The following is a 20,981-nucleotide window of genomic DNA, read 5'->3' as shown; positions in this document are numbered from 1 at the left end:
ACGAACCCCCATGCACAACGTTTCACTTGCGCTCCAGGCGGCCTGGAAGGTCCTGCTCATCGGCCTGATCCTGGGGGCCGGGCTGCCGACGCTGTTCGCGTTCGGCATCCGGGCGATGGCCTGGGGCACCGGTGGCGAGGCCGAGGTCCACGCCGACGGCACCGCGGCTCCGGCCGCGCACCCGGCCGGCCGGATCGTCGGGATCCTCTGCTTCGCGCTGGTGGTACTCATCGCGTTGCTGGGTATCACCTACATCATCGCGTTCGGGTTCGGGAAGGTCCTGAGCTTCGAGCACATCTACCCGACCATCGAGAACAAGGGCTGATCGATGACGACCCCCATCGGCAACGAGACCCGCTCGAACTTCCTCACCCGCGCGCTCGAATGGCTCCGCGCCGGCTACCCCGCCGGGGTTCCGCGGCAGGACTACGTCGTCCTGCTGGGGCTGCTCCGGCGCAAGCTGACCGAGCACGAGGTGCGTCAGATCGCGTCCGACCTGTCGATGCTCGCGATCCAGGGTGAGGAGATCACCACGGACGACGTCGAGAAGCTGATCAGCCAGGCGACCCTCGACGAGGCGTCCGCGGAGGACGTGGCCCGGGTCTCGGCCCGGCTCGCCGCCGGCGGCTGGCCGTTGGCCGACGCTCCGGAATAGGTCGCTGGGTGGCTGAGGTCCCGCGCGGAAGCGCGGGACCTCAGTGCTGTAGAAGCACCAGCACGGCGACGACGAGCAGCAGCGCGATGATCGGCGCGAGAATCAACGCCCAGCCGTAGCGGCTGGCCGGCGCGGGCGCCGGTCCGGAGCGCTCGCGCAGCACCGGCAGGCTGTCGACCGGTTCGTGGGAGTTCGTCAGCGCGGCCCGCTTCGGCGGGGCGGGCAGCGCCCCGATCGGACGGCGTATCCCCCGGGTCGCGGCCCGCGCCCACCGGGCCGCGGCCGCCGGAACCCCGGTCGACGGCGCCCGCCGCGGGGCCGGGACGACCACCGGCGGCCGCGCCCGCGTCGCGGAGACCCCGGCGTGCGCGGCCGTGTGCCGCAGCGCTCCGACCGCCATCACGATCTCCGGACGCTCCACCAGCACCGGTTCGACGCCCAGCGCCAGGTAGAGCGCGGGCGCCAGCATCGGGAGCCGGGCGGCCCCGCCGATGACCAGCAGCGTGTCGACGTCGTAGGGGCGCAGCCCGGCCTCGCGCAGCACCCGGCCGGTCACCCGTCCGACCCGGTCGACCAGCGGCCGGGCGAACCGTTCCAGGTCGGCCCGGGTCAGCGTCTGCTTCGCGGAGAGGCCCGGCACCGAGATCGGCACCCGGTCGGCCGACGCCAGCGCCTCCTTGGCCGCCCGGACGTCGTCCCAGAAGGCGCGCTGCACCTGGCGTTGCCCGGGATCCTGCGGACGGTCGATCGCGCGCCAGGCGTCGCGGCGCTGACGACCCGCGGTGCCGGCCAGGTGGGCGGCGATCGCCGCGTCGATCCGGCGGCCGCCGATCGTGGTGTCGCCGCCGACGGTCAGCACGCGTAATCCGTCGTCCTCGTGGCGCACGACCGAGGCCTCGAACCCGCGCGCCCCGACGTCCACCACGACGACGTGGGCGCCGAGCGGAACCGGCAGCACGGACGCGGCCGCGATCGGCTCGGAGAGCAGCGTGACGTTCGGAAAGCCGGCCTGGGCGGCGGCCCGGCGGAGGACGCCCTCCTCCGACCGGCGCCAGAGCACGGGGTGGGTGAGCACGGTGTCGGGGATCGAGCCGGCCACCTCGGCCGCGGCCGAACCGACCGCCGCCAGGACGCCGCTGAGCAGGTCGGCCGGGGTGGTCTCGGTGCCGCCGAGCCGCAGCACGGCGTCGGCGGCCCGGGACCGGGGCGCGGGCTCGTAGCGGTCGGGGAACTCGGCCGACCGGGCGATCGCGTCCCGGCCGGTGAGCACCGCGCCGGACGGGTCGAGCAGGACGCCGGACGGCAGCAGCGTGTCGCCGTCGAAGACCAGCGGAGTGGACCTACCGGCCGGTGAGCGTAAGACCGCGACCGTGTTCGTCACGCCGAGGTCGACCGCTAGCAGGTAGGTGCTCTCCACAACCGACCACCCTGGCAGTTCCGCCGTCAGCGCGCATGCCCGGGGTCGGCGCAGGCGGCCAGCCAGAGCGTGTGCTCGCGGCTGATCGCCAGCTCGGCGTCGGCGACGACCCGGGGCCACTCGGCCTCGGTGGCGTCCCGCACGGACTCGGCGACGAGCCCCAACTCGGTCAGCGTGACGCCGTAGGCGACGGCCAGTTCCTCGTACCGCTTGAGCGCCACCCAGGTGCCGGCCGAGACCAGCAGCACCGCGAGGATCGCCGACCAGTCCAGATCCCAGGCCCCGGCTGCCCGGCCGGCCGCGAGCACCAGCGCGATCGCCTCCCCGGCGACGAGCGCCAGCCGCGAGCGCCGGGACTGCCGCCGGTTCCACCCGGCCTTCGACTCGTACCACTCGCGCTGGACGCCGATCCGGTCGCGCCCGTACAGCTCGCGACGCTGCGCGAACGGCAGCGCGCGGATCGCGTCCATCGCCGTCGTCGCGGCCGGGGCCCGGAACGTCAGGTCGAGGCCGTCCCGCCCGACCCGCACGGCCGCGTCGATCCGGGCGTCCAGCTGGGACGAACAGGGGCCGGAGCCGAACGGCGCGCCACCCACGGCGTACTTCCAGCCGAGCGTCCGCATGGACTCGGCGACCGCCCGGCCGTGGTACCAGTCGCGCTCGGGACGTCGCACGAGCAGGAGAATCTCACCGCCGAGGGCGACGGCGAAGCCGAGGACCGCGAGGACCGCGAACCGGCTCTCGGAGAACACGGCCGCACCGCCGACGACGGCGAGCAGCGCCCCACCGAGCCGGAGCCAGGTACCGAGCTGGGTCAGGAACTGACCGCGGAGCGACGCGGCGTCGGCGACGGCGAACGGCGACGGCAGGTCTTGGTCCCCCACGCCGAGTAGGGTGGCACAGCCGCCGAAGCGGCTGCGCCACCCGTCCTACTCGCGCGCTTCACGCAGGCGCCGGACCAGCGGCTCCCGCCCCGGCGGCTGGCGCAGCGGCTCGACCGGCGCGGCCGGCGGGATCGCCGCCAGCACCGCGCTGTTGGCCGGAACCGTCAGCCGTTCGCCGTGGTGCAGCAGCTCCATCTCGCCGCCCTCGGCCAGGCTGTACCAGGCCTGCTCGGGCGTGATCTCGACCCGCAGCCGGCGCCCGCGCCAGCGGATCGCGAACGTGATCCGGGACAGCTCCTGCGGCAGCCGGGGCGAGAACGACAGGCCGGCCTCGAGGTGGCGCATCCCGCCGAACCCGGCGACGACGCCCGACCAGACCCCGGCCAGCGCCGCGATGTGCAGCCCGTGCGAGGTGTTGCCGGCCAGGTCGTGCAGGTCGAGCATGCCGGTCTCGCACAGGTACTCGTAGGCCAGCTGGAGGTGCCCGGTCTCGGCCGCCATCACGCCCTGGGTCGCGGCCGAGAGCGACGAGTCACGCACGGTGATCTGCTCGTAGTAGGCGAAGTTGCGCTGCTTCTGCTCCGGGGTGAAGGCCTCGGAGCAGAGCTGCATGGCCAGCACCAGGTCGGCCTGCTTGACCACCTGTTTGCGGTACAGATCGAGGTACGGGTAGTGCAGCAGCAGCGGGTACTTGTCGGCCGGCGTACCGGCGAAGTCCCAGACCGCGTGGTTGGTGAAGTTCTCGGCCTGGGCGTGCACCCCGCGCTTCTCGTCGTAGGGCAGCACCATCGCGTCGGCCGCGTCGTCCCAGGCCGCGATCTCCTCGTCGTCGACGCCGAGCTCGCTCGCCACGTCCGGGTGGCGGCGGCAGGCGGCCGCGGCCCCGCGCAGGTTGCGCTGGGCCATCAAGTTCGTGAAGAGGTTGTTGTCGGCGATCGCGCTGTACTCGTCCGGACCGGTGACGCCGTCGATCCGGAAACCGCCGGCCGGGTCGTGGTGACCCACCGACTTCCACAGCCGCGCCGTCGCGGTGAGTAGTTCGACGGCCGTCGAGCGCTCGAACTCGTCGTCGTTGGTCGCGTTGACGTGACGCAGCACGGCGTCCGCGATGTCGGCGTTGACGTGCAGCGCGGCCGTCCCGGCGGGCCAGTAGCCGGAGCACTCCTGGCCGCGGATCGTCCGCCACGGGAACGCCGCGCCGGCGAATCCGAGCGTCTCGGCGCGCTCCACCGCGAGCGGGAGCGTCGACTGGCGCCACTGCAGCGCGTGCGCGGCCGCGTCCGGGAGCGTGTGGCTGAGCATCGGCAGCACGAACGTCTCGGTGTCCCAGAACGTGTGGCCGTCGTAGCCGGGGCCGGTGAGGCCCTTGGCCGGGATCGCCCGGCCCTCGGCCCTGGCCCCGGCCTGCAGGACGTGGAACAGGCCGAACCGGACCGCCTGCTGGAGCTGGGCGTCGCCCTCGATCTCGACGTCGGCGCTCTCCCAGAACGCGTCCAGGTACTCGCGCTGTTCGTCCTTCAGCCCGTCCCAGCCGGAGTAGCGGGCGGCCGTGAGCGCGGCCCGGACCTGGTCGTTCAGGGCCGGCAGCGACCGCTGCGACGACCAGCCGTAGGCCAGGAACTTCGTGATCCGTAGCGTGCGCCCCGGCGCCAGCCGGCAGACGACCGTCGTCCGGCCGATGTTGTCGCTGCTGCTGGAGTGCGTCTCGGTTCCGGCCGGGCCGGCGATCAGGTGCTCCATGCTCGCGGCCATCCGGAGCCCGGTGCCCTTCAGGCTGTGCAGGAGCGTCGCGCTGGTCGTGTCGTTGGTGTGGACCTCCGGGTGCAGCACGCGGGGCAGCGCGGACTCGATCCGCGGGTCCTTCTCCGAGTCCGGCAGCTCCTCGTTCGCGAACAGTTCGGACTGCACGACGAGCTGCACCGGCTGGTCGAGCGCGGTCACCGAATAGCTGATCGCCGCGACCGACCGCTGGACCAGCGAGACCAGCCGCTCGCTCTCGATCCGGATCGCCTTTCCGGCCGGCGAGACCCAGTCCATCCGGCGGGTCAGGATCCCGGTACGGAAGTCCAGCACCCGCTCGTGCGAGCGGATCTGCCCGTAGCGGACGTCGAGCGGCTCGTCGTCGACCAGCAGCCGGATCAGCTTGCCGTTGGTGACGTTGACGATCGCCTGCCCGGACTCCGGGTAGCCGTAGCCGCCCTCGGCGTAGGGCAGCGGGCGGAGCTCGCAGAACGAGTTCAGGTAGGTGCCCGGCAGCCCGTGCGGGTCGCCCTCGTCGAGGTTTCCGCGTAACCCGATGTGCCCGTTGGCCAGCGTGAACACCGACTCGCTGGCCGGCAGGCGATCGAGGTCGAGCCCGGTCTCACGGATCGACCAGGGGTCGATCTCGAACGGTCCGGATCCGATCATCTGTCCTCCAGGAGGTCCGTGAGCGCCTTCACCACGACGTCGGCCCCGGCCGTCTTGAGCTCGGCGCCCTGCCCGACCCGGTCGACGCCGACGACGAGCCCGAACTGCCCGGCCCGCCCGGCCGCGACACCCGACAGCGCATCCTCGAACACCGCGGCCTGGTGCGGGCGGAGCCCGAGCAGCTCGGCGCCGGCCAGGAACGTGTCGGGCGCGGGCTTGCCGGCCAGCCCCTTCTCGGCCGCGAGGATCGCGTCGACGCGCAGGTCGAACAGGTCGGTGAGCCCGGTGACCTTGAGTACCTGCTGGGCGTTCGCGGACGACGTGACCACCGCTCGGGGCAGGCCGGCGTCGCGCAGCGCGTGCAGGTAGTCGACCGCGTCGTCGAAGACCTCGACGCCCTCGGTGTCGATCAGGTGCAGCACCAGCGCGTTCTTGGCGTTGGACACCCCGTAGACGGTGGCCGTGCCGGCGTCGTCGGACGGCGTGCCCTCGGGCAGCTCGATGCCCCGCGACTCGAGGAAGGCCCGGGTGCCGTCGAGGCGCTTCCGGCCGTCGACGTACCGGATGTAGTCACCCTCGATCGTGAACGGCACGAACGGCACCCCGCGCCGCTCGGCGTCCTCGGCGAGGAAGGTGTCGAACGTCTGCTTCCAGGCCCGGGCGTGCTGTGCCGCGGTGCGAGTCACCACGCCGTCGAGGTCGAACAGGCAGCCGCGAACCGTTGGCGGTAATCCCAGCGTTCCCATGACGCCAGGCTAGGCAGGTGTTCGGTCTTGCCTTCGAATGCTTGGTGAACTTCCTGTTCACGTAGCAGTGCCACGCTTCCGGACATGGACGTTCGAGTGTTCCGGGAGACGGGCGTGGAGTCGGCGGACGACCTCCCGAAGGCGCTGGCCGGGAACGATCTGGTCTGGGTCGACGTGCCGCCGGGCGACGCCGAGGGCGCCCGGGTACTGGAGGAGGTCTTCGGCTTCCACCACCAGGCGATCGAGGACGCGGCGCGCCGGAACCCGGCGCCCAAGCTGCACGTCTACTCCGACCACGTCTTCCTCGTGCTGCACGCGCCCGAGCTGGGCGCGGGCGGTCACGTGCACTACATCGAGCTGGACGTCTTCCTCGGGCCGAAGTACCTGGTCACCGTGCACGGGCCGCTGAACCCGGCGGTGTCGCCCGAACTCGCGCTGGTCGAGACCGGGCCGCTGCTCGAGAAGGTCGACGCCGGTCGCTGGACGCCGACGTCGTCGTACGACATCGCGCACGCGGTGATCACCGCCCTCAACCGGCGGATGGCCCACCACGTCTCGACGCTGACGACCGACACGTGGCAGCTGGAGCGCGAGGTGACCGGCGGGGCCATGCACGGCAACCCGGAGCCGTTCCTGGACGAGATGTTCCGGGTCCGGCACGGGCTCCAGGCCGTGCAGACGATGGCGTCGCTCGATCGGCAGCTGTTCGGGCGCCTGGAGCGGCTCCGGGTGCTGTCCGACGAGGGTCAGCTGCTGGTCGGCGACGCGTCCGACCAGTTCGGCCGGATCACCGCGATGGCCGAGGCCCAGTCCGACTACCTGCAGGGCGTGATCGCGCTGTACCAGACCCGGACGAACACCAAGATGACGGTCGCGGCCGAGCGGTTGGCGGTGATTGCCGCGGTGACGCTGCCGGTCACGGCGATCTCGTCGGTGCTCGGGATGAACATCATCGTGAACGAGGCGACGAGCTGGCCTGCGCTGGTGGTGGTCCTGACGGCCATGGCGTTGTTGTCGGGCTGGCTCCTGATCTGGACCAAGCGCCAGGGCTGGTGGTGACCCGCCCGCCTGGGGCCAATCCCGCCTCCCGATAAACTGCGCAAAACGGCAGATACCGGAGGTAACGATGACGCTGGGCCTCGATCCGGAGATTCGTGCAGCGCTCGGGGCCCTGCCCCTCTCGGACCCGGACGATGGCCCCGGGCACTCCGACGCGCTCGCGGTCCGGGCCGGGCTCGACCCGCTCTACCACGCCCTCTTCGAGCGCCTCCCCACCCCCGACGACGTCGACGTCACCGAGCACACCGCCCCCTCGGCCGACGGAACACCGGTACCCCTCCGGCTCTACCGGCGCGCCGGGATGCCGTCCACCGGTCTCGTCGTCTACCTGCACGGCGGCGGGATGATCGCCGGGAGCACAGCGCTCTACGACCCGCTGATGCGCCACTACGCCGCTGCCAGCGGCGTCCCCATGCTGGTGGTGGGGTACCGGCTGGCGCCGGAGCATCCGTACCCGGCCGGCGTCGAAGACGCCTACGCGGCGGTCGTGTGGGCGGCCAAGCACGCCGGTGAGCTCGGCGCGGACCCGAGCCGGATCGCGGTGGCCGGCGACGGCGGAGGCGCGGGGATCGCGGCCGGCGCGGTGCTGCTGGGACGGGACCGCGGCGGACCGACGCTGGCCGGGCAGGCGCTGATCCAGCCGATGCTGGACGACCGCACGGTCCACGCCGACCCGCTGCTCGGGCGGGAGACGATCTGGTCGCACCGCGACAATCGGGCGGCCTGGGCCGCGGTCCTCGGCCGTCCGCTCGACGAGGAACCGGGCCACACCCCGCCGTACGCATCCCCGGCCCGGGCCGGGGACGTCGCCGGGCTGCCGCCGACCTACCTCGAGATCGCCGGGCTCGACGTGCTCCGGGACGAGGCGCTCGCGTTCGGGGCGCGGCTGGCCCGGGTCGGCACGACGGTCGAGCTGCACCTGCACCCGGGAGCGCCGCACGCGTTCGACCTGCTGGCCCCCGAGGCCGCGGTCTCCCAGCGGGCCCTGGACGACCGGATCAGGTTTTTCGGCGGCTTCTGAACAGGGACTCCTGGGCGATCGAGGCCACCAGCGCCCCGTCCGCCGACCGCATCGTGCCGCTGTAGAACCCGCGCCCGTGCGCGATCGTGTGCGGCACCAGGTCCATCAGCACCCACTCGTCCATCCGGACCGGCCGGTGGAACCAGAGCGCATGGTCGAGGCTCGAGCCCGACCTGGCGGTCTCGTCGTGGTAGGCCGCGGTGCCGTTGGAGACGTCCGAGACGTAGGCCAGCACGCACGCGTGCAGCAGCGGGTCGTCGGGGAGGTCGGCCGTGCAGCGGACCCAGTACCGGGTCGGCCACGCGCTGCCCGGATACGGGTACGGCGGCAGCGCGGTCTCCATCGAGACGATCCGCCCCATCGGGACCGGGTTCTCCGGGCCGGGCACGTCCGGCGCCGGGACGTCGTCCACGTCCGGACCGTCGGCCGTCGTCGTGAACGAGCACGACATCGTGAAGATGACCTCGTCGCGCTGGAGCGCGGTCACCCGGCGGGCCGAGTACGAGCCGCCGTCGCGGTCGCGGTCCACCCGGAAGTCGGTCGGCTGACCGGCGTCCCCGGCCCGCAGGAAGTAGCCGTGCAGCGAGTGCGGCAGGCGGCCCTCGGGGACGGTCAGCCCGGCGGCGCGCAGCGCCTGCGCGACCGGCTGACCGCCGAACATCGGGTGGGGGTCGTCGATCACCGTCGTCGCCCGGAAGTGGTCGGGCGCGACCGGCTCGAGCGTGAAGAGGTCGACGATCGTCGACGCGTCGGTCGTGGTCTGCTCCACGCCGAAACCGTATCGGACAGACTTCCGGTCAGCTGTGACCGGAACCACGGATCTCCGCTAGGTTCGTCGGTAGGAGAGGTTCCGACGGCGAAGGGCTGGGGTGCAGTGAGCGACGAGGTACTGGTCGAGCACGCCGACGGCGTTGCGGTCATCACGATCAACCGGCCGCAGGCCCGGAACGCGGTCAACGGTGCGGTCTCCGCCGGGGTCTCCGCGGCCCTCGACGAGCTGGACGAGCGGGACGACCTGACGATCGGCATCATCACCGGCGCGGGCGGCACGTTCTGCGCGGGCATGGACCTCAAGGCGTTCGTCGCGGGCGAGAACCCGAACGACGAGAAGCGCGGGTTCGGCGGCATCACGATGACCCCGCCGCGCAAGCCGATCATCGCCGCCGTCGAGGGCTGGGCGCTGGCCGGCGGCTGCGAGATCGCGCTGTCCTGCGACCTGATCGTCGCGGCCGAGGACGCCAAGTTCGGCATCCCCGAGGTCAAGCGTGGGCTGGTCGCCGCGGCCGGTGGCCTCGTCCGCCTCCCCCGCCGGATCCCGCCCGCCGTCGCGATGGAACTCGCCCTCACCGGTGACCCGCTGCCCGCGTCCGACGCCTACCGGCTCGGCCTCGTCAACCAGCTGACGACGCCCGGCGGCGCACTCGAGGCGGCCAAGGCCCTGGGCGCCCGGATCGCCGCGAACGGGCCGCTCGCGGTGGCCGCGACCAAGCAGATCATCGTGCAGTCGCAGGACTGGACGGACGCCGAGCTGTGGTCGAAGCAGGGGCCGTTGGTGGCTCCGGTGCTGGGATCGGAGGACGCCCAGGAGGGCTCGCGGGCGTTCGCCGAGAAGCGCGCGCCAGTGTGGAAGGGCCGGTGATGGGTCCCCTCTCCGGGCTGCGCGTGCTCGAGCTCGCCGGGATCGGCCCCGGTCCGCACGCGGCGATGATCCTGGCCGACCTCGGCGCGGACGTCGTCCGCGTCGACCGCCCGGTCCCGGGCTTCGACCCGACCGTCGGCTCCTCCGACCAGCTCCTTCGTGGACGTCGGTCGATCGCGCTCAACCTCAAGGATGCCGACGACCTGGAGCGGGTGAGATCGCTGATCGCGGTGGCCGACGTGCTGCTCGAGGGGTACCGGCCGGGCGTCACCGAGCGGCTGGGCATCGGTCCCGACGACTGCGCGGCGATCAACCCCCGGCTGGTCTACGCCCGGATGACCGGATGGGGCCAGGACGGGCCGTGGGCGTCGCGGGCCGGGCACGACATCAACTACATCTCGCTGACCGGCGCGCTGCACGCGATCGGCCGGGCCGGCGAGCGTCCGGTGCCCCCGCTGAACTTCGTCGGTGACTTCGGCGGCGGCTCGATGCTGCTGCTCGTCGGGATCTTGTCGGCGCTCTGGGAGCGGGAGCGGTCGGGTCAGGGCCAGGTGGTGGACGCCGCGATGGTCGACGGGGCCACGCTGCTGTCCCAGATGTTCTGGTCGTTCCGCGGCGCCGGAGTTTGGACGGACGAGCGGGGCGCGAACCTGCTCGACGGCGGGGCGCCCTGGTACGACACCTACGAGTGCGCGGACGGGCGGTTCGTGTCGGTCGGAGCGCTGGAGCCGCAGTTCTGGACCGCGCTGCTGGCCGGGCTGGAGATCGACGACCTGCCCTCGCGCGACGACCGGGCCAACTGGCCGGCGATACGCAAGCGCTTCACCGAGCGGTTCGGGTCGCGCACCCGGGACGAGTGGGCCGCGGTTTTCGAGGGCACCGACGCGTGCGTGACGCCGGTGCTGTCGTTCGCCGAGGCGTCGTCGCATCCGCACGTGGCCGCGCGGAACACGGTGGCCGACCTCAACGGCGTGCCCCAGGCCGCCCCCGCCCCGCGCTTCTCCCGGACGCCGCCGGGCACGCCGACGCCCCCGCCCGGCGCCGGCGCCCACAACGAGGAAGTGCTGGCCGACTGGCTCAGCTGAGGATCACACCCAACGTATCGGTGAACAGGTCGTCCACCGTGCGGCCGGGCTCGAAGTAGTCGGCGACCGCCCGCACCACGGTCGGGTAGCGGGCAGCGTACGCGTCCAGATCGAAGCCCTCGACGTCCGGCGGGCCGGCCTGTTCCTCCAGCACGTGCCCGATCGTGAACCGCTCGACCGCCAGCACGGTCAGCCGGGCGTTCCGCAGCGAGAGGCCGCTCTCGGCGAGCGTCCGCATGGCGGTCTCGGAGATCTCGGCCATCCGCAGCGAGAGCTGGGCCTGGGAGACGACCTGCGCGCCGTCGGGGTGCGCGAGGAGCGCGCGGCGCAGCCGCTGCGCGAGGGCGGACAACCAGTCCTGCCACCGCTCCTCGTCCGTGCGCGGTGGCAGCTCGACCGGGGCCAGAATCGCTTCGGCCAGAGCCGTGACCAGCGCGGCCTTGTTCTTGACGTGCCAGTAGAGCGTCGGCGCCTGGACGCCGAGTCGCTGCGCGAGCTTGCGGAACGTCACCGCGGCGAGCCCGCCCTCGTCGAGCAGTGCGAGCGCCTCGGCGACGAGCCGATCCCGGGTGACCGCCATCTTCCCTCCTCTACCACCGTTAGAGTACGGTCTCTCTAACAGTGTTAGAGAGAGGTGTTCCCGGTGAAGGCAGCGGTGATCCATCGGCGCGGTGGCGTGCCGGTCTACGAGGACTTTCCCGACCCGGTGCCGGCCGACGGCCAGGTGCTCATCGACGTGCGGGCGGTGGCGGTGGAGAACGTCGACCGGGCGGTCGCGGCCGGCGAGCACTACACGAGCACCGACCCGGTGTACCCGCTGATCCCGTGCTTCGACGGGGTCGGGACGCTGCCCGACGGCACGCTCGTGGGGTTCGGCAACGTGCGGGCGCCGTACGGGGCGCTGGCCGAGAAGGTCGCGGTGGACGCGTACGCGCCGATCCCCGAGGGCGTCGAGGCCACGCTCGCTCCGGCGCTGGCCACGGCGTTCACCGGGATGGCGATGCGGACCGCGGCCGGTTTCCAGCCGGGCGAGACCGTGCTCGTTCAGGGTGCGACCGGCGTGGCCGGGCGGGTGGCGCTGCAGATCGCGCGGTTACTGGGGGCGGGCCGGGTCGTGGCGACCGGCCGCGACGACGAGGCTCTGGCCTCGTCGGGGGCGGATGCGGTGATCAACACGGCGGTGTCCGACGAGGACCTGCGTCGGGCGTTCGTCGAGGCCGGGCCGTACGACGTGGTGCTCGACTACCTGTGGGGGCGGCCGGCCGAGGTGCTGTTCCGCGCACTGACGCCCGAGTCGTTCGCGTTCGCGAAGCCGACGCGGGTGGTCCAGATCGGGGAATCGGCCGGGAACGCGGTCACGCTGCGGGCCGACAGCCTGCGGACGTCCGGCGTCGAGGTCTACGGGGCCGCGAAGGGGCTGTCCGGCGCCGGGATGGGCGAGGTCTACGAGCAGATCCTGGCCTGGACGCGCTCCGGCGAACTGGTCTTCGAACGCGAGGTGGTGCCGCTGTCCGACATCGAGTCCGCCTGGCAACGCACCGACCTCCGCGGCAAACGCCTGATCGTCACGCCGTAAGCCACTGGCGCTCTCGCGCTTCATGGTTGATTCCGAATGGCGTGTCGCGCGGGTCTGCCCGTGACGCGACGGAGGTGCCGCCCTCAGAACGTCGTCCGCACGTTCTCCGACGACGGTGCGCGTAGGGCGACGTCCAGCGGAACGTGCAGCAGGCAGACGTCGGCCGGCTGACCGACCGCGACCCGCCGGACCGCGCCCCCGGCACGGCCGGGACCGCCGTCGGGGTCGCGGTGGAAGAGCGCGAGCGCCTCGGACGGCGAGATCCGCTCGTGCGGGCCGAGGACCTCACCGTCCGGGGTGAGGCGATCCACGGCGGCGGCGATCGCGATCCACGGGTCGGCCGGGCCGAACGGAGCGTCGGTCGCGGCGGCGAGCGTCACGCCCGCGTCGAGGAGCGAGCGGGCCGGGTAGAGCCAGTCCCGCTCCGGCGGCCGGACCTCCCGGCGGTACGCGTCGCCCCGGTCGGCGAGGAAGCCCGGGTTCGTCACGACGGCCAGCCCGAGCGCGGCCAGCCGGTCCGCGTACCCCGGCGGCACGATCCCCGCGTGTTCGACCCGGTCACCGGCGACGCGGCCGGCCTCCTCGACCGCGGCGACCAGCGTCACCAGCTGCTCCGCGGTGACACAGTGGACCGCGACCGCCGACCCGGAGCGGTGGATCCCCCGGATCGTCCGGGCGAGCGTCTCCACCGGCGGCAGCGTCGGGTCGTCGAGCACGATCTTCTGCGGGCCGGGGCCGACCCCGGTCGGGGACATCAGCCGCAGGAGCTGAGGAAGGCCGAGGCCGGTCAGCGCCTCGGTCTCGGCCCGGTCGCGGCCGGGCGTCGCGTCGGTGAAGCGGGTGACGCCGTACCCGGCGGCCTCGGCGCCGAGCGCGCGCACCGCGGCCGGGAACGGGTCGGGCCCCACCGCCGCGACCCGGGCGCGGAGCCAGTCGTCGAGCCGGTGCAGCCGGCCGGTGGCGGCCGACACGTCGTCCGGGGCGCCGGTCAGCGCGAGCGCGGCGCTGTTCAGCACCCAGAGCGCGCCGGTGCGGTGCTGGACCCGGGCCGGGCGGCCGCCGGTGAGCGCGTCGAGCCGGGCGCGGTCCAGCTCGCCGTGCGCACGCTCGTGCCAGCCCACGCCCCGGAGCCAGATGCCGTCCGGAGCCGACCCGGCCGCCGTCCGTAGGCGCCGGTCGAACGCCTCCGGCCCGTGCACGTCTCCGAGCGGCACCGACCAGCGGGTCGCGGCCCAGGCGCGCAGGTGCACGTGGTGGTCGTGCAGCCCCGGGATCAACGCCCCGCCGTCGGCGGCGTGCACCTCTTCACCGGCGCGCCGGGTCAGCCTCCGTCCGACGTCGACGATCCGCCGCGCCTCGATCCGGACGTCGAGCCCGGGGACGCCGTCGACCTCGGCGTCACGGATCAGCATGGCGGAGCACCCCGGACTCGTCGCGGACGTGCGCGTACCGCGGTCCGTCGCCCGGGCGGGCCGCCCAGGCGGCGACCCCGGCCATCGCGACGTCGAGCAGGTGGCCGCCGCCCCCGCGAGCGGAGTCCAACGCCGCGGAGGCCGCGTACAGGCCGGTCAACGGGTCGGCGATCGCGTCGCCGCAGAACACCGGACCGCCGTGCCCGTCGGTGGCCAGCAGCCCGCCGGCGACCGCGGCGTCGTCGCCGAACGCGACCCGCTGCTCGGGGTCGCCCCGGCCGTAGCCGGTGATCGAGACCCAGGTCCGGCCGGGACGCGCGGCGACCCACTCCTCGGCGAGCAGGCCGAGCCGGGCCAGCGCCCGGGGGCGGCTGCTCTCGACGACGACGTCGGCCTCCTCGGCCAGCGCGGCCAGGGCGTCCCGTCCGGACGTGGTCGCGAAGTCGAGGACGACGCTCGCGTGTCCCGCGTGCAGTTCGTCGTAGAACGCGGCCGGCCCGAACCGGGCCCCGTCCGGCCGGCGGACGTCCTCGACCTTGACGACGTGCGCGCCCGCCCGTCCGAGCAGATGCGCGCACAACGGGCCGGCCCACATCGCCGAGAGATCCAGCACGACGCGCCAGCCCGCCGCCGCGTCGGCCGGCTCGCGGAGCGTCCGGATCGTGAGTGGGGGAAGCCCGACGGAGCTTGCGGGGACCGCGGCCGGGATCCCGAGGAGTTGGGCCCGGGCGGCCAGCTCGGCCGCGGGCCGGGCCGCGGCGGCGGACGTGAGCGCCTCCCACGGGTCACCCTCGATCTCGGCCTCGAGCACCGCCGGGACCAGCTCGACGTCGGTGGGCCGGGAGAGGTTCACCGCCACCCACCCGTCGGCCGCCCGCAGCAACCGACAGGTGCCGTTCGCCGAGATCCGGCCGGACCGTCCCCAGCCCTGCAGCCCGGCCCGCCCGGCCAGCACGTGCGCCGGATCCACCGCCGGGAGCGAGGCCACCAACCCCTCGACCCGGGCCGCCACCGGCGCGTCCGGCGCCAGGCCCGGCTCCTCGGCCGGCCCGGTCAGGTCGCCCAGCCCCCACCGGAACCACGTCTCGACCGCGCACGTGCTGCCACCGGGCCTGCACCGCGCGGAAAACACCAGCTCACCGTAGTGCAGTGGCACCCGGACCGAGGCGACGAGTCCGGGTGCCACCGACGGCCGACCTTCGGCCGTGATCGATTCGCCGGCGGCTGACCGGGGCGGCACCGGCGAATCGAGTCCTACGACGACGCCGTGGCCAGCTCCCGTTTCCCGGCGGACCCGCCGTGGCCGTCGTCGAGCATCGTGGCCTCGTCGAACGGTGCCTCACCGGACAGCACCCGCTGGGCCTGCTCCCGGTCGAAGCCGCCGGTCCACACCCCGATCAGCACGGTCGCGACCGAGTTGCCGGCGAAGTTCGTCAGCGCCCGGGCCTCGGACATGAACCGGTCGATGCCGACGATCAGCCCGACGCCGTCGACCAGCGCCGGCTTGTGGGCCTGCAGCGAACCGGCGAGCGTCGCCAGGCCGGCGCCGGTGACCCCGGCCGCGCCCTTCGAGGCGATCATCATGAACGCCAGCAGCCCGAGCTGCTCGGTGATCGACAGCGGGTCGCCCATCGCGTCGGCGATGAACAGCGACGCCATCGTCAGGTAGATCGCGGTGCCGTCCAGGTTGAACGAGTACCCGGTCGGCACCACGATGCCGACCGTGCCCCGCTCGACGCCGAAGTGCTCCATCTTCGCGATCAGCCGGGGCAGCGCCGACTCCGAGGACGACGTCGACAGGATCAGCAGGAACTCCCGGGCCAGGTACCTGAACAGCCCGAGGATGCTGATCCGCGCCACCGACCAGAGCAGCAGGCCGAGGATGGCGAACACGAAGATGATGCACGTGATGTAGAAACCCAGCATGACCTGGAGCAGCGCGGTCAGCGCCTTCCAGCCGGTCTGGCCGACGACCGCGGCGATCGCGCCGAACGCCCCGATCGGGGCGACCCACATGATCATGCTGAGGATCCGGAAGACCAGCTTCTGGAAATAGCCGATGCCGGTGAGGATCTTCTGCCCGGTCTCGCCCATGGCCTGGATCGCGAACCCGGTGAGCAGCGCCACCAGCAGCGCCTGCAGCACGACGCCCTCGGTCAGCGACGACACGAGCGTCGTCGGGATGATCCCGAGCAGGAACTCGATCGTGTCGCCCTCGCCCTGCTGGACGTACTTGGCGACGCTGTCCGGGTTGGCGGCCGAGAGGTCCAGCCCCGAGCCGGGGTGGATCAGATTGCCGACGACCAGCCCGATGGCCAGCGCGAACGTCGACATGATCAGGAAGTAGACGAGCGTGAGCCCGCCGACCTTGCCGACCTTGGCGGCGCTGCGGATCGAGCCGATGCCGAGCACGATCGTGCAGAAGATGACCGGCGCGATCATCATCTTGATCAGGTTGACGAAGCCGTCGCCGAGCGGCTTGAGCGCGACGCCCCAGTCCGGCTTGATCAGGCCGACGGCGGCTCCGAGCACCACCGCGGCGATGACCGCGAGGTAGAGCAGGTGGGTCCGGTCGCGCCGGGGCGCGGGCGGGACGGGGTCCACCGGGGCGGGGTCCACGGGCGGGGGACCGTCGTTGCCCGGCGGGGCAGAGGTGGTCGACATGGAACGCCTTCTTTCTGCGCGATGTCAGCGGCGGCACGGCAGCAGCAGCGGGTGGCGCTCAGAATGACGTCCGTAGTGACCCCGGTCACTGTTCTGTACATTGCGGTCATCAACGGGAGGTCGCAACGGTGTTACGCGGGAGAGAGTGGAGCCTGGCCCGGCAGTTGTTCGTGCTGCAGATCGCGGTGATCACCGTGGTCGTCGCGGCCGGGCTGGGTGCCGCGATCTTCCAGGCCCGGCACGCGGCCGCCGACAACGCCCAGGCCCGGGCGCTGTCGATCGCCCGCGCGGTGGCCGCCACCCCGGAGGTCCGCGACGCCCTCTCGCTGCCCCGTCCGACGACCGTGCTCCAGCCCTACGCCGAGCAGGTCCGGCACGAGACCGGCACCGACTTCGTCGTCGTGATGAGCCCGGCCGGGATCCGCTACAGCCACCCCGACACCACCCAGATCGGCCGGAGGTTCCTCGGCCACACCGCGGCCGCGCTGCGCGGCGAGAGCATCACCGAGACCTACACCGGCACGCTCGGGCCGTCGGAGCGCGCGGTCGTGCCGATCACGGTCGGCGGCACCGTCCGCGGGCTCGTCGCCGTCGGGATCGTCGAGAGCGCCGTCGACCGCGGCCTGCAGGGCCAGCTGCGGACGCTCGCCGTCGCCGGGGTCCTGGCCCTGGCCGTCGCCGGGGCCGGCACCTGGCTGGTCAACCGGCGCCTGCGGCGCCAGACCCACGACCTGGGCCCGCGTGAGCTGAGCCGGATGTACGAGTACTACGACGCGGTGCTGCACGCGGTGCACGAGGGACTGCTGCTGCTCGACCGCACCGGACGGGTGCAGCTGGTGAACGACGAGGCCCGACGGTTGCTCGACCTCCCGGCCGACGCCGTCGGGCAGCGCGCCGACGGGTTCCCGACGCTGGCCCTACTGGCGGACGGCGAGCAGCGGGTCGACGAGATCCACCTGACCGGCGACCGCGTGCTGGTCGTGAACCAGCGCCCGGCCGGCGGCGGCAGCGTCGTCACGTTGCGCGACCACACGGACCTGCAGGCGCTGACCGGCGAGCTGGACTCGGTGCGGGGCTTCGCCGAGTCGCTCCGGTCAGCGGCCCACGAGGCGGCGAACCGGCTGCACACGGTCGTCTCGCTGATCGGGCTCGGCCGGGTCACCGAGGCGCAGGAGTTCGCGACCGGCGAGCTGGCCCTCACCCAGCAGCTCGCCGACCGGGTCGTCGAGTCGGTGGACGAGCCGGTGCTGGTCGCGTTGCTGCTCGGCAAGGTCGCGCAGGCCCACGAGCGGGGGGTCGAGCTGGTGCTGGACCCGGAGGCCCAGGTCCCGCTGGGCGTCGCCGACCCGCGCGACCTGGTGACGATCGTCGGCAACCTGATCGACAACGCGGTCGACGCCGCGGTGGCCGCGCCGCCGCCGCGGCGGGCCGAGGTGGGGGCGTGGCTGGACGGCGACGAGCTGGTGCTCCAGGTGGCCGACTCCGGTAGCGGCCTGGACGCCGATCAGGTCGAGGAAGCGTTCGCGCGCGGCTGGTCGACGAAGAGCGACGAGCGGCTGATCGGGCGCGGTCTCGGGCTGGCGCTGGTCGGGCAGGCCGTGCACCGGCACGGCGGGCGGATCGACGTCAGCCACGACGCCGGTGCGGTGTTCACGGTCCGGCTTCCGGTGCGCGACCGGGCGGCGCTGCGGTGATCCCGGTGCTCGTCGTCGAGGACGACCCGATCGCGGCCGACGCCCACGCCGACTACGTCCGCCGGGTGCCCGGGTTCTCGGTCGCGGCGACGGCGCTGACCGGCGCCGACGCGCTGCGCGAGCTGGGCCGGGTGGACGTCGACCTGGTGCTGCTCGACATGAACCTGCCCGACCTGCACGGACTCGACGTCTGCCGGCGGATGCGAGCCGGTGGGCACCGGGCCGACGTGATCGCGGTGACCTCGGCCCGGGACCTGAACACGGTCCGCTCGGCGGTGTCGCTGGGGATCGTCCAGTATCTGATCAAGCCGTTCGTGTTCGGGTCGTTCGCCGACAAGCTCGAGCAGTACGCGGCCTACCGGGCCCAGGTCGCCGGGGGTGGCGTGCTGGCCGGCCAGCATGAGGTCGACCGGGCGCTGGCGCTGCTGCACGGCCGCGGCCAGACCGCGCTGCCGAAGGGGATGAGTCCGGAGTCGCTGGACGCGGTGACCGGGGCGCTGCGGAGCTCGGAGGCGCCGATCTCGGCGAGTGAGCTGGCCGAGGATCTCGGGATGTCTCGGATCACCGCGCGGCGGTACCTGGAACATCTGACGGAGGCCGGCCTGGTGACGCGAGCCGCCCGCTACGGCCGAGCCGGCCGGCCGGAACTGGAGTATCGCTGGAATTAGATGTCCGTGGATTTCGTGCTCGACGCCGATCGGGTGACGCGACCAGCCGCCACTGCCGATGGAGCGACCCCGGCGTGTCCGGCGCGGCGACCTCATCCACCAGCGACGCCGGCCGTTTCCACTCCTCCTGCCGCCTCAGCACGCGGCCGGGGCGCGGAAAGGGGGCTGCGCCCTCAGGGCCGGCCGCGGGATCGACGTCGAAGCCTTCAGCGTCGACGGCGAGGGACCGGGCGGTCCCGCAGGGGCTCGAGCACCACGATTCACCTCGCCGTCGACGGCCGCGGCTTGCCGATGCGTAGCCTGCTCGCCCCGGGCCAAACCGGCGAAAGCCCCCCGCTGCTGTCTCTGCCCGACGGCATCCGGGTCGCACGGCTCGGGCCGGGCCGGCCACGCACCCGGCCGGATCGGGTGATCGCGGACAAGGCCGGGCGCAACGTCGTCGAGCGCTAGGTCGATGGCGACCTGAACCAGGCGGCGTTTGCGCACCAGAGCCAGCGTGAGCAGCGGTCCGAGATCATCCTCCAGGATGCCGGTCGGCAAGCCTAGACGTCCTTCAGGGGATCAGCACGATCTTGCCGGCCGGGAGCTTGCCGGCCGCGGCCTGCTCGTGCACCGACGCCAGCTCCGGGAGCGGCCGCTGGTCACCGACGAAGATCTCCAGCGCACCGCGGTCGACCTGGGCGGCCAGCTCGGCCAGCTGGGCCGCGTCGGCGCGCAGGTACATCTGGACGCTCCGGACCGACTCGGGCGCCGGCGTGGTCGCGCTGACGAACACCCCGCCCGGGGCCACCAGCCCGGCCAGCGCGTCGGCCGGGGCCGCGACCAGATTCAGCACCACGTCGACCGGGGCGACGTCCGTGACCGGCGTCGTCGTGTAGTCGATCACCTCGTCGGCGCCGTAGCGGCGGACCCGGTCGGCGCTGCGCGGGCTCGCGGTCGCGATCACGTGCGCCCCGGCGGCGCCCGCGAGCTGCACGGCGAAGCCACCGACCGATCCCCCGGCGCCGTTGATCAGCACCCGCTGCCCGGCCCGCAGGTCCGCGTGCTCGAACAGCGCCTGCTGCGCGGTCAGTGCCCCGACCGGCAGCGCGGCCGCGTCGGCCAGGGCCACGCTCGACGGGGCCTTCGCGAGCAGTTCGGCGGCCGCGACCACGAACTCGGCCGACGCTCCGTCGGCGTTCATCGGTAAGGCCCCGATCACCGCGTCGCCGGCCGCGAACCGGTCGACGCCGGGTCCGATCTCGACGATCGTGCCGGCCACCTCGATGCCCGGGATCTGCGGCAGCGTCAGCGGGAACGACTCCCGCAGGTAACCGGCCCGGATCGCCGCGTCGACCGGGTTGAACGTGGTCGCCGCGGTGCGCACGAGCACCTGGCCCTCCCCGGGCGCGGGACGCGGAGCGTCCTCGTAGGTCAGCACCGACGGGTCGCCGTAGGTCGAGTAACGCACTGCCTTCATGAGATCCTCCTGGTGTGAGATGCTTCGATTTCGAAGCACGGCTCGACCGTAGCACGCTTCGAATTTGAAGCAAGTAGAATTTGCGGGTATGACGAGCCCCGAACGCCTCGACCCCACCGAGCTCGGGGCGTTCTTCGCGCTGATGGAAGTCAGCAGCCTGCTCCAACACGCGGTCGACCAGCAGCTCCGCACGGACGGCGGGCTCACCAACGTCCAGTTCAAGGTCTTGATGGCGCTGCGGGAGACGCCCGGCGGTCAGCTGCGGATGACCGACCTGGCCGACAGCCTGGTGGTCAGCCGGAGCGGGCTGACCTACCAGGCGGGGCTGCTCGAGAACGCCGGGCTGGTCGTGCGCGCGCCGTCGCCGGAGGACGAGCGCAGCACGACCGTGAGCCTGACCGCGGAGGGGCGGGAGCGGATCGAGACCGTGCTGAGCGGCCACGTCGCGGTCGTCCGGCGGCTGCTGATCGATCCGTTGAGCCGGGCCGAGGTCAGCGCGCTCGGCGACGCGCTCACCCGGGTGCGCGACCACATGCGCACGGATCCGCCCCGGTCGGCCGCGCCCCGGGCCCGGCGGCGGTCGTCGTGACCGG

General features: G+C 73.2%; 21 protein-coding genes. 10 read left to right on the top strand and 11 right to left on the bottom strand.

Annotated elements, in window-relative coordinates; all coding sequences use genetic code 11:
* Nucleotides 1-10 precede the first annotated feature (10 nt).
* Nucleotides 11-325, top strand: coding sequence for a hypothetical protein (locus tag FL583_RS23695; RefSeq protein WP_142707000.1), 315 nt, complete (start codon nucleotides 11-13; stop codon nucleotides 323-325).
* Between the two features lie 3 nt (nucleotides 326-328).
* The gene (locus tag FL583_RS23690; RefSeq protein ID WP_142706999.1) at nucleotides 329-655 is read left to right on the top strand and encodes a DUF3349 domain-containing protein; all 327 of its coding nucleotides are present in this window, start codon (nucleotides 329-331) and stop codon (nucleotides 653-655) included.
* Between the two features lie 40 nt (nucleotides 656-695).
* Here FL583_RS23690 and FL583_RS23685 read toward each other — a convergent pair whose 3' ends face one another.
* The 4 genes from FL583_RS23685 to FL583_RS23670 are packed head-to-tail and all read right to left on the bottom strand — an operon-like array spanning nucleotide 696 to nucleotide 6,111.
* Nucleotides 696-2,072: an Hsp70 family protein gene (locus FL583_RS23685; protein WP_170323835.1), complete on the bottom strand. Its 1,377-nt coding sequence runs from the start codon at nucleotides 2,070-2,072 to the stop codon at nucleotides 696-698.
* Between the two features lie 26 nt (nucleotides 2,073-2,098).
* Nucleotides 2,099-2,956, bottom strand: a complete 858-nt coding sequence (locus FL583_RS23680) for a DUF4231 domain-containing protein (RefSeq protein WP_142706997.1) — start codon at nucleotides 2,954-2,956, stop codon at nucleotides 2,099-2,101.
* Nucleotides 2,957-3,001: 45 nt separating this feature from the next.
* A complete protein-coding gene (locus FL583_RS23675) occupies nucleotides 3,002-5,365 on the bottom strand; it encodes a glycoside hydrolase family 65 protein (protein WP_142706996.1) in 2,364 nt (787 codons plus the stop codon).
* A complete protein-coding gene (locus FL583_RS23670) occupies nucleotides 5,362-6,111 on the bottom strand; it encodes a beta-phosphoglucomutase family hydrolase (protein WP_142706995.1) in 750 nt (249 codons plus the stop codon). Before FL583_RS23670 ends, FL583_RS23675 begins: the two co-directional genes overlap by 4 nt.
* Before the next feature lie 84 nt (nucleotides 6,112-6,195).
* Between FL583_RS23670 and FL583_RS23665 the strand changes: the two genes are divergently transcribed.
* Both FL583_RS23665 and FL583_RS23660 read left to right on the top strand, forming a co-directional pair.
* Nucleotides 6,196-7,170, top strand: a complete 975-nt coding sequence (locus tag FL583_RS23665) for a magnesium transporter CorA family protein (RefSeq protein ID WP_142706994.1) — start codon at nucleotides 6,196-6,198, stop codon at nucleotides 7,168-7,170.
* Nucleotides 7,171-7,237: 67 nt separating this feature from the next.
* Nucleotides 7,238-8,191, top strand: a complete 954-nt coding sequence (locus FL583_RS23660; protein ID WP_142706993.1) for an alpha/beta hydrolase — start codon at nucleotides 7,238-7,240, stop codon at nucleotides 8,189-8,191.
* Here the strand turns inward: FL583_RS23660 and FL583_RS23655 are convergent.
* Entirely contained in the window at nucleotides 8,169-8,960 is a 792-nt protein-coding gene (locus tag FL583_RS23655; RefSeq protein ID WP_205752393.1) for an acyl-CoA thioesterase, read from the bottom strand. The two genes, FL583_RS23660 and FL583_RS23655, sit on opposite strands and share 23 nt — an antisense overlap.
* Nucleotides 8,961-9,065: 105 nt before the next feature.
* Here FL583_RS23655 and FL583_RS23650 point away from each other — a divergent pair, with 105 nt between their 5' ends.
* A complete protein-coding gene (locus FL583_RS23650) occupies nucleotides 9,066-9,830 on the top strand; it encodes a crotonase/enoyl-CoA hydratase family protein (protein ID WP_142706992.1) in 765 nt (254 codons plus the stop codon).
* Nucleotides 9,827-10,915 (top strand): CaiB/BaiF CoA transferase family protein, encoded by a 1,089-nt coding sequence (locus tag FL583_RS23645; protein ID WP_142706991.1) that lies wholly within the window; start codon nucleotides 9,827-9,829, stop codon nucleotides 10,913-10,915. Before FL583_RS23650 ends, FL583_RS23645 begins: the two co-directional genes overlap by 4 nt.
* Here FL583_RS23645 and FL583_RS23640 read toward each other — a convergent pair.
* Nucleotides 10,908-11,495, bottom strand: a complete 588-nt coding sequence (locus FL583_RS23640) for a TetR/AcrR family transcriptional regulator C-terminal domain-containing protein (protein ID WP_142706990.1) — start codon at nucleotides 11,493-11,495, stop codon at nucleotides 10,908-10,910. The genes FL583_RS23645 and FL583_RS23640 overlap by 8 nt on opposite strands.
* Nucleotides 11,496-11,558: 63 nt before the next feature.
* Here FL583_RS23640 and FL583_RS23635 point away from each other — a divergent pair, with 63 nt between their 5' ends.
* On the top strand, nucleotides 11,559-12,491 hold the full coding sequence (locus tag FL583_RS23635; protein WP_142706989.1) for a quinone oxidoreductase family protein: 933 nt from the start codon (nucleotides 11,559-11,561) through the stop codon (nucleotides 12,489-12,491).
* An 83-nt stretch (nucleotides 12,492-12,574) separates the two neighbouring features.
* Here the strand turns inward: FL583_RS23635 and FL583_RS23630 are convergent, their stop codons facing one another.
* From FL583_RS23630 to FL583_RS23620, 3 genes are all read right to left on the bottom strand, one after another.
* Nucleotides 12,575-13,903, bottom strand: coding sequence for an amidohydrolase family protein (locus FL583_RS23630; protein WP_142706988.1), 1,329 nt, complete (start codon nucleotides 13,901-13,903; stop codon nucleotides 12,575-12,577).
* The gene (locus tag FL583_RS23625) at nucleotides 13,890-15,089 is read right to left on the bottom strand and encodes a CoA transferase (protein WP_142706987.1); all 1,200 of its coding nucleotides are present in this window, start codon (nucleotides 15,087-15,089) and stop codon (nucleotides 13,890-13,892) included. Before FL583_RS23625 ends, FL583_RS23630 begins: the two co-directional genes overlap by 14 nt.
* Nucleotides 15,090-15,157: 68 nt before the next feature.
* Nucleotides 15,158-16,567 carry a cation:dicarboxylate symporter family transporter gene (locus tag FL583_RS23620; protein WP_142706986.1) on the bottom strand — a complete coding sequence of 470 codons (1,410 nt, stop codon included), beginning with the start codon at nucleotides 16,565-16,567 and terminating at the stop codon, nucleotides 15,158-15,160.
* A gap of 128 nt (nucleotides 16,568-16,695) precedes the next feature.
* On the opposite strand from FL583_RS23620, the gene FL583_RS23615 reads away from it, so the two are divergent.
* Both FL583_RS23615 and FL583_RS23610 read left to right on the top strand, forming a co-directional pair.
* Nucleotides 16,696-18,261, top strand: a complete 1,566-nt coding sequence (locus tag FL583_RS23615; RefSeq protein ID WP_205752392.1) for a sensor histidine kinase — start codon at nucleotides 16,696-16,698, stop codon at nucleotides 18,259-18,261.
* 5 nt (nucleotides 18,262-18,266) lie between these two features.
* Nucleotides 18,267-18,929: a response regulator gene (locus FL583_RS23610; RefSeq protein ID WP_142706985.1), complete on the top strand. Its 663-nt coding sequence runs from the start codon at nucleotides 18,267-18,269 to the stop codon at nucleotides 18,927-18,929.
* Between the two features lie 135 nt (nucleotides 18,930-19,064).
* On the opposite strand, the gene FL583_RS43050 is transcribed toward FL583_RS23610, so the two are convergent.
* Nucleotides 19,065-19,469, bottom strand: coding sequence for a hypothetical protein (locus FL583_RS43050; RefSeq protein WP_142706984.1), 405 nt, complete (start codon nucleotides 19,467-19,469; stop codon nucleotides 19,065-19,067).
* A gap of 13 nt (nucleotides 19,470-19,482) precedes the next feature.
* Nucleotides 19,483-20,388: an NADP-dependent oxidoreductase gene (locus FL583_RS23600; protein ID WP_142706983.1), complete on the bottom strand. Its 906-nt coding sequence runs from the start codon at nucleotides 20,386-20,388 to the stop codon at nucleotides 19,483-19,485.
* Between the two features lie 88 nt (nucleotides 20,389-20,476).
* Between FL583_RS23600 and FL583_RS23595 the strand changes: the two genes are divergently transcribed.
* On the top strand, nucleotides 20,477-20,977 hold the full coding sequence (locus FL583_RS23595; RefSeq protein WP_142706982.1) for a MarR family winged helix-turn-helix transcriptional regulator: 501 nt from the start codon (nucleotides 20,477-20,479) through the stop codon (nucleotides 20,975-20,977).
* Nucleotides 20,978-20,981: the final 4 nt, after the last annotated feature.

Source organism: Cryptosporangium phraense, from assembly GCF_006912135.1.
In the GTDB taxonomy this organism is placed as follows: domain Bacteria; phylum Actinomycetota; class Actinomycetes; order Mycobacteriales; family Cryptosporangiaceae; genus Cryptosporangium; species Cryptosporangium phraense.
This window is presented reverse-complemented; position numbering and strand designations above follow the sequence as displayed.